The organism is Nocardia sp. NPDC041819 (assembly GCF_055590505.1).
Genome location: NZ_JBVJAP010000001.1, coordinates 88,537 through 104,679, shown reverse-complemented (window position 1 = coordinate 104,679; position 16,143 = coordinate 88,537). Strand labels below are relative to the sequence as shown.

The following is a 16,143-nucleotide window of genomic DNA, read 5'->3' as shown; positions in this document are numbered from 1 at the left end:
GGGGCCGCAGCCGCACCCCCAGCCATCGCAGACAGGGATGATCTGCGGTTTGCGGCGCACAGCGTGCCGATCGGCGAAGACCCCTCGCTGACGCCCCACCGCCTCGCTTGCCGCCGACGAGCGCGGTCACCCGGATCGGACACCAGCCGCACCAGGCTTGATGGACGCGGGCACAGCGCGCCGGGCCGGGGGCCACGCTCCCAGGAAACACCCAGCTTGCTCGCAGGTTGCTCCGTGCCTGCGACGCAATCATGGACTCATGACCGGCACCGAACCCGACGCCCGCGTCCTCATCGTGGACGACGAACCGATGATCATCGAACTGCTCGCCGTGAGCTTGCGGTTCCAAGGGTTCGAGGTGGCCACCGCGCTCAGCGGCACCGAGGCGCTGGATCGGGTGCGCGGATTCCGGCCGGACGCGTTGATCGTGGACGTGATGATGCCCGGCATGGACGGGTTCGGAATGCTGCGGCGGCTGCGCGCCGACGGGGTGACCGCGCCCGTGCTGTTCCTGACCGCCCGCGACGACGTAGACGACAAGCTCACCGGACTCACCCTCGGTGCGGACGACTATGTGACCAAGCCGTTCAGCCTGGAGGAGGTCATCGCGCGACTGCGAGTCATTCTGCGCCGCAGCGGAATACCGTCCGCCGACGAGGGCGTCAACCGGATGGCGGTGGGCGATCTGGTGCTCGACGACGACAGTCACGAGGTGTGGAAGGCGGGTGCGCCGGTGTCGCTGTCGCCGACCGAGTTCACCCTGCTGCGCTACTTCATGGTCAACGCGGGCAAAGTGCTGAGCAAGCCGAAGATCCTGGACCACGTCTGGCGCTACGACTTCGGCGGCGACGCGGGCGTGGTCGAGTCGTATGTGTCGTACCTGCGGCGCAAGGTCGACACCACCGAACCGAAACTGCTGCACACGCTGCGCGGCGTCGGTTACGTGCTGCGCGAACCCCAGGTGAGCCGGAGGTGAGCGTACGAACGGAACTCGCGCGGCGGATATCGGCGGTCCCGCTGCGGGTGGGACTGGTGATCGTGCTGCTGCTGCTGACCGCGGCGGCGCTGTTCGCGTCGGGCGCGGCGGTGACCTCGGCGCTGAGCCGATCGCTCACCCAGCGCACCGACGAACAGCTCTACGACGCCGCGCGGTCCTGGGCGCAGCCGCGTCCGATGCGGCAGGTGATCACCAGTGACGGTCGCACGCAATGGATTCCGGCGGATCTCCCGGCCGCGCCGGTGCAGCCGAGATCGGTGGGCGAGCAGCCGCGCCGATTCTTCGAACTGCGCACGGGAGCCGACGGCCAGGTGTATCCGGACCCGCCCGGCGGCAACAGCGCCGCGGGGGCCCCGGATCTGGGCGGCTCGAGCGCCCAAACGCCGAGAACGGTGGATTCCTCGAACGATTCGTCCGTGCGCTGGCGGGTGCTGACCACGACCAACGAATTCGGTTCCACCACCATCGGCCTGCCGCTGACCGACAACCAGGAGACGGTCTCGCGGCTGATCTTCTTCGAGGTCGGCACGGGGGCAGCGGCTCTGCTGGCCTTGGGCGCCGTCGGCTACCTGGTGATCCGGCGCAGCCTGCGGCCGCTGCGCGAGGTGGAGCAGACCGCGGCGGCGATCGCGAGCGGCGACCTGCACCGGCGGGTGCCGGTGCGTGGCGTCGACACCGAAGTCGACCATCTGGCGCGGTCGTTGAACGAGATGCTCGCGCAGATCCAGCACGGCGTTGCCGCAACCGAGGCCTCCGAGGAAGCCGCCCGCCGCTCGGAGGCGCGGATGCGCCGCTTCGTCGCCGACGCCAGCCACGAACTGCGCACGCCACTGACCACGATTCGTGGTTTCGCCGAGCTGTACCGGCAGGGCGCCAGCACCGATGCGGTGATGGTGGTCGGCCGGATCGAGGCCGAGGCCGAGCGCATGGGTGTGCTCGTCGAAGATCTGCTGCTGCTGGCGCGGCTGGACGAGAAGCGCCCGCTGGAGCGCAGACCCGTCGACCTGCTCGCGCTCGCCGGCGACGCCGTGCACAACGCGCGGGCCATCGCCGCCCGCCAGAAGCCGTCGCCCGACGCGCCGGACCGCCCGATCACCCTGGTGATCGGCGAGGGCGAAGGAACCATGGACGTCGTCGGCGACGAGGCGCGCCTGCGCCAGGTCCTGGGCAACCTGCTCGGCAACGCCCTCACCCACACCCCGCGCGAAGCGGCGATCACGGTGCGGCTCACGGCCGCGCCCGATCGCGTCCGCATCGACGTGATCGACACGGGCCCCGGCCTGTCGCCCGACGCCGCCGCGCGGGTCTTCGAACGTTTCTACCGCGCGGACGCCTCACGCGCCCGCACCAGCGGCGGCACCGGCCTCGGCCTGTCCATCGTCCAAGCGCTGGTAACCGCCCACGGCGGACGCGTCTCGGTCGACAGCGAACCGGGCCGCGGGGCGACCTTCACCGTGGTGTTGCCCCGTGAACCCGCCGATACGCGGCCCACAGGAGAGTGGGCTCGATCCGGGTAGCACGGGTCCGCTCGGCGCGATCCCAGCCGGAACCTGCGCCGTGCCGATGCGCGGCGCCACCGAGTCGCCGATCGCGCCGAACCGGTGGATGGCCTGGTTCGGCGGTGCGCACCGGATCGCTGGCGAAGAAGGCGGCCGCTCAGCGCGGTGCGGGTAGGAAGATGTCGTCGAGCGGGGCCCTGGAGCCGGGGGCGGCGCCTTCTTCGGCGAACCATTCCCAGTGCATCACGCGGGCGAGGATCGGGGTGGGCAGGCGCAGGAGCACTTTCGCGATGGTGGCGAAGCGGCTGGAGCCCTCGACGATCGAGCGGTGGGCGGCCAGGGCGGTTTTGCGTTGCGCGGCATGGGCGGCGACGTCGATGCGATGGGTGATCGCCGAGCGCGGAGTGAACAGCGAGGCCAGAACCGACGGGTCATACCGAAAGGGGACCCGCAATCGCTCCATCGAACGAACGAGTCGCGTGTAGCCCTCGCGCGGCAAGGTGGCGTCCAGGACTCGCGACACACCGGCGAGTTCTGCCGCGCGCTTGCCCACCTGGTGCACGCGGACGTGGTCGCGATGCCCGTATCCGCCGTTGCGGTCGTAGCTGAGCAGAATTTCGGCGTGCTCCTCGCGCAGGATCGCGGCCAACCGCCGCGATGCCTCCTCCGGATCCGCGCGGGCGAATCGCATCCGGTCCGGCGGGTCGGCGTACAGCACCGCGCCGTGTCCGCTGTCGGCGTAGCCGAGGTGCACCACCCGGTGCACGCCGAGGGCGGCGGCGCTGGCCGCCAACTCGCCCAGGCGCAACGGCTCATGGCCGTCCAGATCCGCCATGTGGCCATCGGTGGCAACCACGATCACCGTCCGGTGCCCGGAGGCGGACAGCTTGGCCAGGGTTCCGCCGGTCAGCAGGGTCTCGTCGTCCGGGTGCGCGTGGAATGCCACAACGGTCGCCATCGCACCAGTGTGCCAAAGGCATTCACGATAGATCCTTGGCCAGCCGGGTCGCGCCGACGAGCATGTAGCCGCCGGTCAGGGCGACCATGGCGACCGCGGCCGGGCGCGGGGCGTCGCTGCGTAGGAGGCGCACCCCGCCGTGCGTGGTGTCCAGGATGTCCACCAGCAACGCCAGACGCTGCCAGCGTGGCAGTTCCTCGGCGGGGGCGGTCAGATACCCCAGGCCCAGCGCGATCGCCCGTGCGCCGAAGATTTGGGTCATGTAGTCGAGCTCGGGCGTAGGGCGTACGCCGAGCGCCTTGGTCAACGTCCGTGGCGCCACGAGAGCGGCCGACCCCAGCGCGACCCGTCCGAGCGCCAGGCCGCGCAGCGCACCGGCCAGGGGGGAGCGGGTTTTCCGCATGCTGTTCGTCACCATGTCCCGAGCCTCGCCCATAACGCCGACCAGGTCGATTACCTGCGAGGTAATCGACCTGACGACGGTATGGGCGAAGGACTCAGGGCAACGGAACCCACTGGTTGAAGAACCAGAAGCCGTGCGGGCTGGGCTGCGGGACGCCGTGGTGCTGCTGCTCGGGAGCATGGTCGCGGCCCTGGTCGCGATCGTTGTGACCCGGATCCGCGCTCGCGATACCCGCGCCCGCGCCGACCGCGGCCAACGCGATACCCCCTGCCACCGCCGCCTTCGCCACCTTGGACTTCAACACCTTCATACTTGTCTCCTCGATCCGGCCCGTCGGGCTCCCGGCCGAACTTCGACCGCGCAGACAATCCTCGGTGCGCGATCTCGAGGCCCACCGAGATTGCGCTGGGAACGTCCTGGCAACCCGAATCCACTCCTCCAGCGAACTCGCAGCTTCGAGAACGGCTCCGGCGCCGGGCGTTCGCCACGGCCTACCCTGAGGTCCTCCGCCATCCACCCACCAGAGAGGTCAGCCGTGAAGCTTCTCGTCACCGGCGGCGCCGGTTACATCGGCAGCGTCGTCGCGCACCAGCTCGTCGACGCGGGTCACGAAGTGGAGATTCTCGACGATCTGTCCACCGGCTTCCCGGAGAACCTTCCGGCGCGCGCGGCATTCCACCAGATGTCGATCCACCGTGTCGCCGAGGTGCTCACCCCCGCGTCCGGCTTCGACGGCGTGCTGCACTTCGCGGCAAAGATCGAAGTCGCCGAATCGGTCGCGAACCCCGAAAAGTACTGGTGGAACAACATCGAAGGCTCGCTCGCCTTGCTGCGCGCCATACGCGGCGCAGGCACTCCGCGACTCATCTTCTCCAGCACCGGCTCGATGTACACCGGCGACGGGAGCACACCTTTCGACGAGAACGCCGAAGTGCGTCCGGCCAATCCGTACGCGGCGACCAAGGCGACCGTGGACATGATGATCGCGGGCGAGTGCGGCGCGAGCGAACTCGGCGCCGCGTCGCTGCGTTACTTCAACGCCTCCGGCGCCGTTGTCACGCACGACGCGCGGCTGGGCGAGCGGCACGACCCGGAGTCGCACTTGATCCCGATCCTGCTGCAAGCCGCGGCGGGACAACGTGATTCGTTCACGCTCTACGGCACCGACCACCCGACGCCGGACGGCACCTGCGTCCGCGACTACGTGCACGTGGCCGACCTCGCCGCCGCTCATCTGCTGGCGCTGGAGGCCATCCGCCCCGGCGAACACGAGGTGTACAACCTCGGCAACGGCAGCGGCTACTCCAACCGGCAGGTGCTCGACACGGTGCGGGAGGTCACCGGACGCGACTTCCCGGTCCACTACGGCCCACGCAGGCCGGGCGATCCTGCCGTCTGCGTGGCGGCGAGCGGCAAGGCGGGCGCCCGGCTCGGCTGGAAACCACAGCGACCGGACCTGGCCGACATCATTTCCGACGCATGGCACTTCCACCGGTCGGTGTGCGGCGACTGATCGACCGAGCAATGTTTCGGCATATTTTCGCGTAGTCCCGGGCAACCTCCATTCGCGCGCCCGGGCATCGCGAGTCGATCAGAGAATGAGCAGAATAAGCGCCTTCTGCAGGGTGTCCATGATGCGGCCGATGGTGATCGCGATTTCGACGGTGCCCACGACAGGCCCCTTTCCTCGGACATGGCAAATCCTCGACATATCAATTCAAGCGCGCGCGAACGCGATTCGCCAAGCTCGCGGCGGGTCTCGTTCGGGCGGATCGGCGAGGTTCATCCACGGCGCCCCGCTCGTCGAATCATCTGTGTCGCGCGACCGGTCGCGACAGCGGGGCGGATCAGCGCACCGCACAGGCATTTCGATCCATCGACAGGAGCACAGGTGACGTCGTCGCAACGGTTGGTCCGGGAGAACTCGCACGACTGTTCCCGGCATGCGGCCGACACGGTCGGGCAAGCCGCGGCGGTACTCGGCATGCTCCATCGAATCCCCGCCGACCACGCGGAGGTCTCCGCGCGCCTGACGCTGCTCGCCGATCGCAGTGCCGACATCGCGTGCGAATTGCTCGGCGAGGCGGCAGGCCGGTGCGCTATCGGCCGGGCGCTGCACAGCGTCGTCATCCACCTCCGGACGGCGGCCGAGCTCGCCGACCGGCACCGCGTGACAGTGCTCGCCGACGAACTCGTCGAGGTCATCGGCATAGTGCAGGAGTGCGGGCAGAACACGGCCCGGTCCTTCGCGGCGCCGCTGGATTGCGTGTGGGCGGCGCACTACCGCGCTGAGATCCTGCGACTGGCCGACGACGCCGACGACGCCTTCCGCCGCCTGTTCGCGCGGTGGTACTTCGACACCGACGACCTGACGACAGTGGCCGGTATGCGGGAGGTCGGCGACGAACTGGAGAACGTGGTGCGAGCCTTCGAGTCGGTCGCCGATGCCGCGGTGGCCGCGGACCGCCCGGGTGAGCCACCCAGGTGACCGTTCGAGGCCACTACATTCCGACGAAATCGATGATCGGCGGCGGGTAGTCCGCCGGATCGACCCGCTCCCGCCACGGCCGGTGGATGCGCGCACCGGGCAGGTGCGCCAACTCGGGGACCCAACGCCGGACGTACGCGCCGTCCGGGTCGTAACGCTCGGCTTGGCGCAGCGGATTGAGCACCCGATTCGGCCTGGTGTCGGTCCCCGTCCCCGCGACCCACTGCCAGTTGAGCTGGTTGTTGGCCAGGTCGCCGTCCACCAGCCAGCGCAAGAAGTGCTCCGCCCCCACCCGCCAGTCGACGCGCAGCGACTTGGTCAGGAAACTGGCCGTGATCAGCCGCGCCCGGTTGTGCATCCAGCCCTCCGCGCGCAGTTGCCGCATGCCCGCGTCCACGATCGGATGCCCCGTGCGCCCCTCCCGCCAGGCGTCGACGGCTTGCGGATCCTCGCGCCAGCGGATGTCGCGGGCACGATAGTCCGACCAGGCCGCGGACGGGCGGGCAGCCAGCAACTGGTGGTGGAAGTCCCGCCAGGCCAGCTGCCGGGCGAACGCGCGCCCGCCCTCGGTGGACATGTCGACCCGGTGCACCAGCTCCACCGGGGACACGCAGCCGAAATGCAGATACGGCGACAGCCGCGAGGTGGCGTCGGCGGCGAGGTCGTCGTTGTCCCGCGCGTAGTGCTCGACCGGCCCGGACAGCCAGTCGCGCATCATCTTTCGTCCCGTCGTCGCGCCGCCCACCGCCAGTCGCGGCGATGTCCGGCCCGCGCACAGCTCCCCCGCGTCCGGCAGCGGCAGGCTCGACACCCCCGGCACCGTGAGCCCACGCGGCGTGCCGAGCGGTGTGCGCCGCGGCGCTTCGGACCAGCGCCGGAAGTACGGGCCGAAGACGGCGAAGTGGTCGCGCCCGGTGGCGGGCAGCAGCGCTTCCCGATCGGCGGCGGTGATGGTGGCGGGATGCGTGTGCAGCGGACAGTCGCGGCGCGCGAGTCGTTCGCGCAGAGCGCGCTCCCGGCGGCGGCTGTAGCCGCTGACGTCGGCGGCGACGTGCACGCTCTCGGCGTGCACCTGGGCTACCACGCGATCGACCTCCGCGGCCACGTCCCCGCGACGCAGGACCAGGTTGCCGCCGAGGGCGCGCAGTTCGTCGTCCAGCTCGGCCAAAGCCGCGGCGAGGAACCGGGCACGGTTCGGTGCGGCGAAGCGGCCGGAGAGGATGGCGTCGTCCAGCACGAACAAAGGCACCACCGCGGCCCCCTCCCGGTGCGCGGCGGTCAGCACCGGGTTGTCCCGCACCCGCAGGTCGCGGGTGAACAGAGCGATCGTGACGGTCATCGCGCACCCACCCGTCGTACGGCGCGAATTCTCATCCTCGGGCCTCCTCGCCGGAAAGGAGCGCTCGGCACCCGCGAGGGCCGCGCCGGCGCGGCATCGGGCGGCTCAGCCATACCGCCGACGACGCGACCCTCGCGGGCGCCGAGCATCCCGGATCACGCCGCGCAGAGTGGGACGATGCGCGACTCACCGCCCGTCGTCGGCGAGGTCAGGTACAGGCACGGGTTCTGACCGGCCGCGGTGATCGCCGTGCGCACCTGCTGCCAGGCATCGGCGTCCAGCGAAGCCGCGCGAGCCAGGACGAACCCGGAAATCCGGCTCGGGTCGGTGACCACCGCCCACGAATACTCCGGGCCGAGCGCGGTGACGATGTAGTTGGTCGGCCCTTCCCGGCGATCCTGGGTAGGCACGCCGGGGAAGCTGACGTGCAGCTGCGCCCCGGTCTCCCGGTCGTTGACCGTCGCGGTGCCGTTGATCTCGTTGCGCGTGTTCGCCCACGTGGTGCAGGTGTTGCGCACCGCGATGTCGCCCTGCGGATCGAGTGCGTAATTCGCCTGCGTGTCGCGCGCGCAGTTCAGATTGAAGTATTGCGGGACGGCGGCGAGCTGCCGCCAGGTGCCCAAGTACCGCTCCAGCTCCAGCCGCGGCACCGGGGCGGGCCCGTCGGCCGGGCTGGGCGCTGCGGCGGAACCGCCCGCCGCCAGCGCCGTCGCGCACAGTGCCGATACCACCCCGGCGAGCAGCCGGGTCGACCTACGCAGCAGATTGCGACGATGCACGCTAACTCCTAGAAATCGGCGACACTGTCCACGCTAGCACAGAACGATGCATAATTGATGCAACTATTCTTTTCCCGGAGGATCGATGACGCGGAGGACAGCGCACCGTACCGGGGTCCGCGTGAGCGCAGCTGCTCACCACCCTGAATGCCGGCGACCGGCACTCGCGCGCCCGCGCCAGGACCGCCCGGCGGCCCGCGCTGAACGGCCCGGCGCGAAATCGAGTTCGACGTGACGCCATCGCGCGGAACCACCGACAACGCGGGCGGGACGGATCCCATCGCCGGCGACGGGCAGAATAGGGCGATGCCCGCCGGTCCCGTCCCCGTGTCCGACGCGGCCGGATACACGGTGCGCGCGGTCGCCGAACGTCTCGGTATCCCGACCGCGACGTTGCGCAGCTGGAATCGCCGCTACGACATCGGTCCACCGCAACACCGCCCGGGTAAGCACCGCCTCTATACCGAGGCCGACATCGCCATGCTGGAGCGGATGCTGACCCTGATCCGCGCGGGTGCGAGCCCGGCGGGCGCGGCGGCGGCGGTGCGCGGACCCGCGCCCACGCTCGGCCGCCGGGAATCGCTGCTGGCCGCGGCTTTCGCGCTGGACACCACGGCGGTGTCCGGCCAGCTCGAAGCGCACGTGCGCGCGTTCGGCGTGGTGGACACCTGGGACCTGCTGTGCCGCCCCGCTTTCGCCGATATCGTCGACCGCCAGCTCGGTGGCGAAGGATGCATCGACGTCGAGCACCTGCTGTCCTGGTGCGTCATCTCGGTGCTGCACCGGACGAACCCGCCGTCGGTGGCAGACGGCACGACGCCGGTGGTGCTCGCCTGCACCAGTGGAGAGACGCATTCGCTTCCACTGGAGGTGCTGCGCGCGGCCCTCGCCGAACGCGGCACCGGAGCGCGGATGCTCGGCGCCGACGTGCCCGCCGCCGCGCTCACCGACACCCTGGCCCGGTTCGACCGTTCCGCCGCCGTACTGCTGTGGTCGCAGCAGGAGTCCACGGCGTTGACCTCCGCCGTCCGCGCCTGCCTCGGCGCGGGCGCACGTGTGCTCGTCGGCGGCCCCGGATGGGAGGCGGTATTCCTCCCCGAGGGCGTGGAACGAGTCGAAAGCCTGCTCGACGCCGCCGACCGGCTCGCCTGAACGCACAACTCGGCTTCGACGTGAACGGCCGTAGGCCAATCCATCGCCGGATCACGGACGAATCCCATCCCGACACGCTTCGGGCTCATAGCCCACCGGGCCACTAGCTTGCTTCACGCTCTGCATTCGATGCGAAATCAATGCATCTACCGCCTGGAGACCGTTGCGGCTGAGTGAGCGCAATGTTCGAGCACATGTCGCCGCACTCGGCACCGATCCGATCTGCCGGTGGCGCTGTCTCGCCTACGCCGAAGCCGGGTCCCACCGCCGCTACCGCAACGGGAGCACCTAGGGCCCGGCTGGGACCAGGTCCTCCCGAGTCACCCCGCGGGCCTGCCGAGCAGATGACGCAGCGCCGGTTCCAGGGCCGGGGTGCGAAATCGGTGACCGGCTTCGGTCAGCCGGGTGGGAACGACGCGCTGACTCGCGGACGCCACTTCCCGGTTCCCTTCGCGGCCCAACAGGAACGCGGGACCGAACCCGGGTACCGGGAACAGCGCGGGCCGGTGCAGCACCCCCGCAAGGACCTTGGTGTACTCGGCGTTGCGAACCGGTTGCGGAGCAACGGCATTGACCGCTCCGGACAGGCCGGTGTCCCAGAGCGCCCGATGGTAGACGTCGATCAGGTCATCGATCCCGATCCACGACAGCCACTGCCGCCCGCCGCCGATGCGCCCGCCCAGCCCCGCCGTGAACAGCGGGCGCAACAGCCGCAGCGTGCCGCCGCGCGGGGACTGCACGATCCCGGTACGCACGCGCACCACCCGCACACCCGCTTCGGCGGCGGGAACCGTCGCGGCCTCCCACTCCTCGACCACATCGGCAAGGAAGCCGTCACCGCGCATCGACTGCTCGGTCAGCGTCTCGTCGCCGCGATCGGCGCCGTAGTAGCCGATCGCGGAGGCGCTGGCGAAGACCGGCACCGCCGCCCGCGCCGCCACTTCGGCGAGTCTCCGGGTCGGCCCGATCCGGCTGTCCGCGATCGCACGTTTGTGCCCGGCGGTGAATCGGCCCGCGATGGAGGCCCCGGCCAGATGCACCACCGCATCCACGCCGTCCAGCAGGTCCGGCGCGGGATTCGCGGGGTCCCATCGTCTTTCGTCCGCGGCGCGCGGCGCGTGCCGGACCAGCCGCACCACACGATGCCCGCCGGTGGACAGGAACGCGGTCAGCGCCGAACCGACCAGGCCGGACGCTCCGGTCACCGCGACGGTTCTGGACACGAAACCCTCCCCCGCCGCCCGCGCGTGCGCCGCGAGGTCGTCGGCGAGCTGCCGGTGGCGGTAGGCGAACATGGGCCGAAGGACCGTGGCGGGCACCGGTGCGTCCACCCGGTCGACCACCCGGGTATGCGTCCGGTCGACGACCTCGAAATCGTGGGTGTGCCGCCACGGCAGCAATCCGGCAGGCAGCGAGCCGACGCCGTCGACGGTGACCGCGTCGACGAACCGGCGCGGCGGGTCGTACTCGCCGGGATCGTGCCGGGCCACCCAGCGCAGGCCACCGGGCAATCCGAGCACCGCCTGCCCGTCGGACAGCGAGTCCGACTCGGCGCGCGGTGACACCGGCTGCCACGGCGGCGCCAGGCGGGTCAGCGCGCCGGGGCGGGCGTGCCAGGCGAACACCTCGGACCGGGGTAGATCGATGACGCTCGCGTACTCGATACCCATGACCCGACTGTAGCCCGAAACCGACCCGATGCAGCGTTTCTGCATCGTTCCTCGACTCACAATCTCATAAACCACAGGAAACGGTCGATGAACAGGTCGTCCGATGCAATTCGCTGGCTCGAAACCCCTCGACCAGCAGGGCCGGGGGTCAGACCACGAAGGGGATCAACGCTTTCCGGTCCGCCGGATAGTCGGCGAACTTCTCCCGGTACCACTTGTGCGTGGCGAAGGCGCGCGGTACCAGATTGCCCGCCGTGATCAGGAAGATCACCACGCCGGCCAACGACCACGTCGCCAGCGCGAAGCCCGCCCAGGCGATCAACTCACCCAGGTAGGCCGGGCTGCTGACGAATCGGAACCCCGCGCCGTGCGGAATCCGGTATTCGGCGCCGCCCGGATCGTTCTTGTCCCGCAGGTTGCGCACGATCGATTCCGAGCGCACCAGCAACACGAACCCGCCCAGATAGACCACGAGCCCGAGCAGGAACCGCGGATCGGTCAACCACTCCGGTCCGTATTGATCGAGATAATCGTGACCGAACAAGGTGCCGTTGAGATAGCCGTGCAGCGCCGTGACGAACATGCCCGCGGCGAGCACCGAGATGTTGAAGCTGCTCCGCTTACCGGGCATCTGCCGGATGGACAGCGGGAAGAACCAGCCGCGGTTGCCGTAGTGCAACACCCAGATCGCGGCGAGCGCCAAGGAGGTGGGTTCGAAGCGGTTCGGGCCCGCAAGGTAACAGATCGCGAAGATCACCGTCGCCGGAATCTCCATCAACCACCAGCCCAGCTTGGGATCGAGATTGAAACCGATCTCGGTCGAGGCGAACCGCCCGTAGGGACTCTGCGCGAAGAAGCCGCCGACGACGACAAACGCCGCGAACGCCAAGCCGATAGTCAGTACGGTGTCGTAGGCGGTGTTCCCGGTATACCAGTCCATAGAGTTCCCTTGCCGTGCGGAGGCGACCGGCGTGAAAACCGGAACGCGACGCCAAAACTAGAACTTGTTCTACCATGTGTCCAGTCCCGGCTCGTTGTCAACGGAGGTACTGCCCATGCCGCTGGATCCCTCGGCCGCGGCGCTGCTCGCGGCCGTCGAGGCGTCGCCGCGCGCGGTCGCCGCGCACGACAGGTCCGCGTGGGTCGACCTGTTCGCCCCCGGCGCGGAGGTCAACGACCCGGTGGGATCCCGCCCGCACGTCGGCCGCGCCGCCATCGAACGGTTCTACGACACCTTCATCGGGCCGAACACCATCACGTTCCGGGTCGACCGCGACCTGGTCCATCCGCCGATGGTGGTGCGCGATCTGACCATCGTCACCACGATGTCCACCGGCGCCACCGTCTCCGTCCCGATGCATCTGCGCTACCGGCTGGTCGAGCGGGACGGCGCGTGGCGGATCGTCTACCTGGCCGCGCACTGGGAGCTGGCGGGCATGATCTGGCAACTGCTGCGCACCGGGCTGCCCGGATTCGCCGCCGCGCTGAAGCTCGGGCCGCAACTGATCGTCAACCAGGGCTTCGGCGGGGCGCTGGGCATGCTACAGGCGCTCGGCGGCGTGGGTCGTCGCGGAAAACGCGCCACGACAGGGCTTTTCGCCGCCGCGGCGAGCACCGACCTGAGCCGCGTGCGCGAGTTGCTCGGCGATCGGGCCGATCTCGAGTTGCCCGCGGGCACGCCGGTATCGGTGGAGGAATTCACGAATCGGGTGCGCAACATGCGCTGGAGCAAGGTGATCGCCGCGGGCCGCACCGTCACGGCGAGTGTGCGGCTCGGCGCGGTAGCCGGAGTCGCGGTCGTGGAGTTCGCGACCGGCGGCGACAGCATCGCGAGTGTGACGTTCTATCTCGACGGTGACTGACCCCGGATCATCCGCCGCCGCACCCGGCTACCGCACCGCGTTCAGGACGTGAGCTGTCCCGCGGGTTCCACCGTCCGGCCGGTTGCCGGAACTTCGACCACCTCGGACACCGGTGCCGCATGCTCGGTCCAGCCGGGCGGACCGAAAACGTATCCGAGCCGCCCGCGCCAGGTGCTCGCCGCGCGCACGTCGCGGATCAGCGCGGCCAATTCGTGATAGTTGACCTTCAGCGGGTTGTCGGTGCCGATGTTCTTGGTGAGGCCGTATCGGACCGGTTCCGATTCGGCGGCGAAGCTGCCGAACATGCGATCCCAGATGATGAGGATGCCGCCGTAGTTCTTGTCGATGTAGGGCTTGTTCGAACCGTGGTGGACACGATGGTGCGACGGTGTGTTGAACAGGAACTCGATCGGGCGTGGCAGCGTCCGGACGCGCTGGGTGTGGATCGGGAACTGGTACAGCAGCCCGATGCCCTGCAACAAGAAGATCATCCAGGCCGGGAACCCCAGCAGCGCAGCGGGCACCCACGCCAGCCCGCGCAGGATGTTGGGGACCGGATGCAGCCAGGAGAGGCGGATCGCGGTGGAGAGGTTGAAGTACTCGCTCGAGTGGTGCACGTTGTGCGCGGTCCACATCAGCCGCACCCGATGGTCGGCGCGATGCGCCCAGTAGTAGCAGAGATCCGTGACGATCAGTCCGAGTACCCAGACCCACCACGAGCGCGGCGAAAGGTGCAGTGGAGTGATCGCGGCGGCGCCGACCACCGCCGAGAACGGCAACAGATACTCCATCAGCGGTTTCACCAGCCGGCCCAGGGTGAACGTCGCGATGTTGGACGCGGTGTCGCGGGCCGACCCGCTGTTGCCGGATCGGTCGGGATCTCGCCGGTAGGCGATCCATTCCACCAACATGAGCACCGCGAACGCGGGAATGGCATAGCTCAACAACTCCACACGGCCCATGAGTTCTCCTTCATCGTCCACCGTCGGCTTCGACGCTACGGCTGCGCGGCCGCGAGAACATCGCGCCGACGAGGGATCGCGCGTCCCCCGCGCGGGGGACGCGGGCGGCTCGGTCGGCGGGCACAGTGTGTGGTCGGCATCCCCGGCGCGGCCGGGCGCACTCGCTAGGATCGCCGCGTGACTCGGCGCTGAACCGGACGGAGGCGGTGGCGAACTGTTGGATGTGAGCAGGTCGCTGGCCCGGCAGTCGGTGGTGGTCGCCGTCGCGGCGGCCCTGATCGATTCGGTGGTGCTCGGGCTGTGCGGCGTATTCGCCGTCGCACCGTGGCAGACGGCCGCCGCGATCACCGTGATCGTCGCCGCCGATCTGGCCTTGGCCGCGCCGCCCAGGACCGCCGGGGTGGTGGCGGTGGCGCAGGTGCTCGTGCGATTGCTGGCCGCACTGCTGCTGCACCGCCACGGGTTCCCGGTGCGGTTCGCCGACGTGGGTTTCCTGGTTGCCGGATATCGCGCGGGAGCATGGCTCGCCGGGCCGAAATCCGTGCTGACCATGCTGCTGCTGTGCGGCGGCGTGGCCACGGCCCACGTGCTCACCGGCAGCAATGCCGCCCAGGACTGGCGGCTGCTGCTCGCCTCCACGGTGGCCGCGGGATGTGTGCCTTGGCTGGTCGGCCGTTACACAGCCGCGCGCGGCGCCTACATCGCCGACCTCGAGCAGCGTGCCCGGTTGCGACAGCAGGAGCACCGGGCGGCTCTGGAGCGAGCGGTCACCGAAGAGCGGGCGGCCATCGCCCGCGACCTGCACGACGTGATCTCGCATCACGTCAGCGCGATCGGCATCCACGCCGGCGCCGCCAGGCTGGCGCTGGGCGGTACGGCGCCCCCCGCCGCCGCCCGATCGCTGTCCGCGGTGGAATCCAGCAGCCGGGCCGCGATGGTCGATCTGCGCCGCCAGCTCGATCTGTTGCACGGACGCGACGACGACGGGCAGCGCCAGCCGGGACTCGCCGACATCGACGGGCTGATCGAGCACGTCCGCGCGGCCGGGCTCGAGGTCGAGACGACCGTGCGCGGGGACGCGGTCGAACTGCCCGACTCGCTGAACATCACCTTGTACCGCATCGTGCAGGAGATGCTGACCAACGCGCTGCGGCACGGGGACGGCACGTACGCGCGACTGGACGTGGAGTACCTGCCGAAGCGGGTGGTGCTGCGCACGACCAATCCCCTCGCCCGCGAACCGGCCGCCGCCGACACCTCGGTCCCGCGTGGCCTCAACGGGATCCGCCGCCGCGCCGAGCTGTTCGGCGGCGAACTGGACTACGGCAGCGACGCCGCGCAGTGGCACACCACGGTGTCCGTGCCGATCGGAGGATCGTGAACCCACCCATCCGCGTCCTGATCGCCGACGACCACAGCATGTTCCGCTCCGGCCTGCGCGCCGTCGTCGACAGCCAGGCGGACCTCGATTGCGTCGCCGAAGTGAGCGACGGCCGCGCCGCCATCACCGAGACCGCCCGGCTGCGACCGGATGTCGCGATCCTCGATGTCCGGATGCCGAAGCTGGACGGGCTGGCCGCCACCGGCGCGATCGTCGCCGCGGGCGGAACGCACGTCCTGGTGCTCACCACCTACGACAGCGACGCCAACCTGTATCGCGCCTTGCAGGCGGGTGCGAGCGGGTTCCTGCTGAAAAGCCTGCCGCCCGAGGAGTTGGTCACGGCCATCCGGATCGCGGCACGCGGCGACGCGCTGATCGATCCCTCGATGACCCGCCGCCTGGTCTCCCGCTTCGCGAGCACGCTCGCACCGCCGCGCACCCCGCAGGAAGTCCACCAGCTCACCGCTCGTGAACTCGAGGTACTGCTCCTGCTGGCCGACGCGCGCAGCAATGCCGAGATCGCCGCGCAACTGGGCGTCGGCGAGGAGACGGTGAAGACCCACGTCTCCCGTATCCTCGCCAAACTCGGTGTGCGCGATCGCATCCACGCCGTCGTCTACGCCCATCAGCACGGGCTGGTCACGCCGGAATAG

At 69.9% G+C, this 16,143-nt stretch carries 16 protein-coding genes; 8 read left to right on the top strand and 8 right to left on the bottom strand.

The window, feature by feature from the left end; all coding sequences use genetic code 11:
* The first annotated feature begins 259 nt into the window (after window positions 1-259).
* Together ACZ6DL_RS00495 and ACZ6DL_RS00490 are read left to right on the top strand one after the other, a co-directional pair.
* Complete coding sequence (locus ACZ6DL_RS00495) at window positions 260-976, top strand: response regulator transcription factor (protein WP_466048002.1); 717 nt, start codon at window positions 260-262, stop codon at window positions 974-976.
* A complete protein-coding gene (locus tag ACZ6DL_RS00490; RefSeq protein WP_466048000.1) occupies window positions 973-2,514 on the top strand; it encodes a sensor histidine kinase in 1,542 nt (513 codons plus the stop codon). The genes ACZ6DL_RS00495 and ACZ6DL_RS00490 overlap by 4 nt, the downstream gene beginning before the upstream one ends.
* 139 nt (window positions 2,515-2,653) lie before the next feature.
* On the opposite strand, the gene ACZ6DL_RS00485 is transcribed toward ACZ6DL_RS00490, so the two are convergent.
* The 3 genes from ACZ6DL_RS00485 to ACZ6DL_RS00475 form a co-directional block, all read right to left on the bottom strand.
* Complete coding sequence (locus ACZ6DL_RS00485) at window positions 2,654-3,454, bottom strand: PIG-L deacetylase family protein (RefSeq protein WP_466047998.1); 801 nt, start codon at window positions 3,452-3,454, stop codon at window positions 2,654-2,656.
* Window positions 3,455-3,476: 22 nt separating this feature from the next.
* Window positions 3,477-3,872 (bottom strand): hypothetical protein, encoded by a 396-nt coding sequence (locus tag ACZ6DL_RS00480; protein WP_466047996.1) that lies wholly within the window; start codon window positions 3,870-3,872, stop codon window positions 3,477-3,479.
* Window positions 3,873-3,951: 79 nt separating this feature from the next.
* Complete coding sequence (locus tag ACZ6DL_RS00475) at window positions 3,952-4,158, bottom strand: hypothetical protein (protein ID WP_466049495.1); 207 nt, start codon at window positions 4,156-4,158, stop codon at window positions 3,952-3,954.
* A 234-nt stretch (window positions 4,159-4,392) separates the two neighbouring features.
* Between ACZ6DL_RS00475 and galE the strand changes: the two genes are divergently transcribed.
* Together galE and ACZ6DL_RS00465 are read left to right on the top strand one after the other, a co-directional pair.
* Entirely contained in the window at window positions 4,393-5,370 is a 978-nt protein-coding gene (gene galE / locus ACZ6DL_RS00470; protein WP_466047994.1) for a UDP-glucose 4-epimerase GalE, read from the top strand.
* Window positions 5,371-5,748: 378 nt separating this feature from the next.
* Window positions 5,749-6,345: a hypothetical protein gene (locus ACZ6DL_RS00465; RefSeq protein WP_466047992.1), complete on the top strand. Its 597-nt coding sequence runs from the start codon at window positions 5,749-5,751 to the stop codon at window positions 6,343-6,345.
* A gap of 13 nt (window positions 6,346-6,358) precedes the next feature.
* Here ACZ6DL_RS00465 and ACZ6DL_RS00460 read toward each other — a convergent pair whose 3' ends face one another.
* Both ACZ6DL_RS00460 and ACZ6DL_RS00455 read right to left on the bottom strand, forming a co-directional pair.
* On the bottom strand, window positions 6,359-7,684 hold the full coding sequence (locus tag ACZ6DL_RS00460; RefSeq protein ID WP_466047990.1) for a cryptochrome/photolyase family protein: 1,326 nt from the start codon (window positions 7,682-7,684) through the stop codon (window positions 6,359-6,361).
* A 155-nt stretch (window positions 7,685-7,839) separates the two neighbouring features.
* Window positions 7,840-8,463 (bottom strand): lipocalin family protein, encoded by a 624-nt coding sequence (locus ACZ6DL_RS00455; RefSeq protein WP_466047988.1) that lies wholly within the window; start codon window positions 8,461-8,463, stop codon window positions 7,840-7,842.
* Between the two features lie 306 nt (window positions 8,464-8,769).
* On the opposite strand from ACZ6DL_RS00455, the gene ACZ6DL_RS00450 reads away from it, so the two are divergent.
* Window positions 8,770-9,615, top strand: a complete 846-nt coding sequence (locus tag ACZ6DL_RS00450) for a MerR family transcriptional regulator (protein ID WP_466047986.1) — start codon at window positions 8,770-8,772, stop codon at window positions 9,613-9,615.
* A gap of 320 nt (window positions 9,616-9,935) precedes the next feature.
* Here ACZ6DL_RS00450 and ACZ6DL_RS00445 read toward each other — a convergent pair whose 3' ends face one another.
* Together ACZ6DL_RS00445 and ACZ6DL_RS00440 are read right to left on the bottom strand one after the other, a co-directional pair.
* Window positions 9,936-11,285, bottom strand: coding sequence for a TIGR01777 family oxidoreductase (locus ACZ6DL_RS00445; RefSeq protein WP_466047984.1), 1,350 nt, complete (start codon window positions 11,283-11,285; stop codon window positions 9,936-9,938).
* A 148-nt stretch (window positions 11,286-11,433) separates the two neighbouring features.
* Entirely contained in the window at window positions 11,434-12,225 is a 792-nt protein-coding gene (locus ACZ6DL_RS00440) for a phosphatidylethanolamine N-methyltransferase family domain-containing protein (protein WP_466047982.1), read from the bottom strand.
* 115 nt (window positions 12,226-12,340) lie between these two features.
* On the opposite strand from ACZ6DL_RS00440, the gene ACZ6DL_RS00435 reads away from it, so the two are divergent.
* Window positions 12,341-13,147: a nuclear transport factor 2 family protein gene (locus ACZ6DL_RS00435; protein ID WP_466047980.1), complete on the top strand. Its 807-nt coding sequence runs from the start codon at window positions 12,341-12,343 to the stop codon at window positions 13,145-13,147.
* Window positions 13,148-13,188: 41 nt separating this feature from the next.
* Here ACZ6DL_RS00435 and ACZ6DL_RS00430 read toward each other — a convergent pair whose 3' ends face one another.
* Window positions 13,189-14,109 (bottom strand): sterol desaturase family protein, encoded by a 921-nt coding sequence (locus ACZ6DL_RS00430; protein WP_466047978.1) that lies wholly within the window; start codon window positions 14,107-14,109, stop codon window positions 13,189-13,191.
* A 223-nt stretch (window positions 14,110-14,332) separates the two neighbouring features.
* Between ACZ6DL_RS00430 and ACZ6DL_RS00425 the strand changes: the two genes are divergently transcribed.
* Window positions 14,333-15,490, top strand: a complete 1,158-nt coding sequence (locus ACZ6DL_RS00425; RefSeq protein WP_466047976.1) for a sensor histidine kinase — start codon at window positions 14,333-14,335, stop codon at window positions 15,488-15,490.
* Complete coding sequence (locus ACZ6DL_RS00420; RefSeq protein WP_083863975.1) at window positions 15,487-16,143, top strand: response regulator; 657 nt, start codon at window positions 15,487-15,489, stop codon at window positions 16,141-16,143. Before ACZ6DL_RS00425 ends, ACZ6DL_RS00420 begins: the two co-directional genes overlap by 4 nt.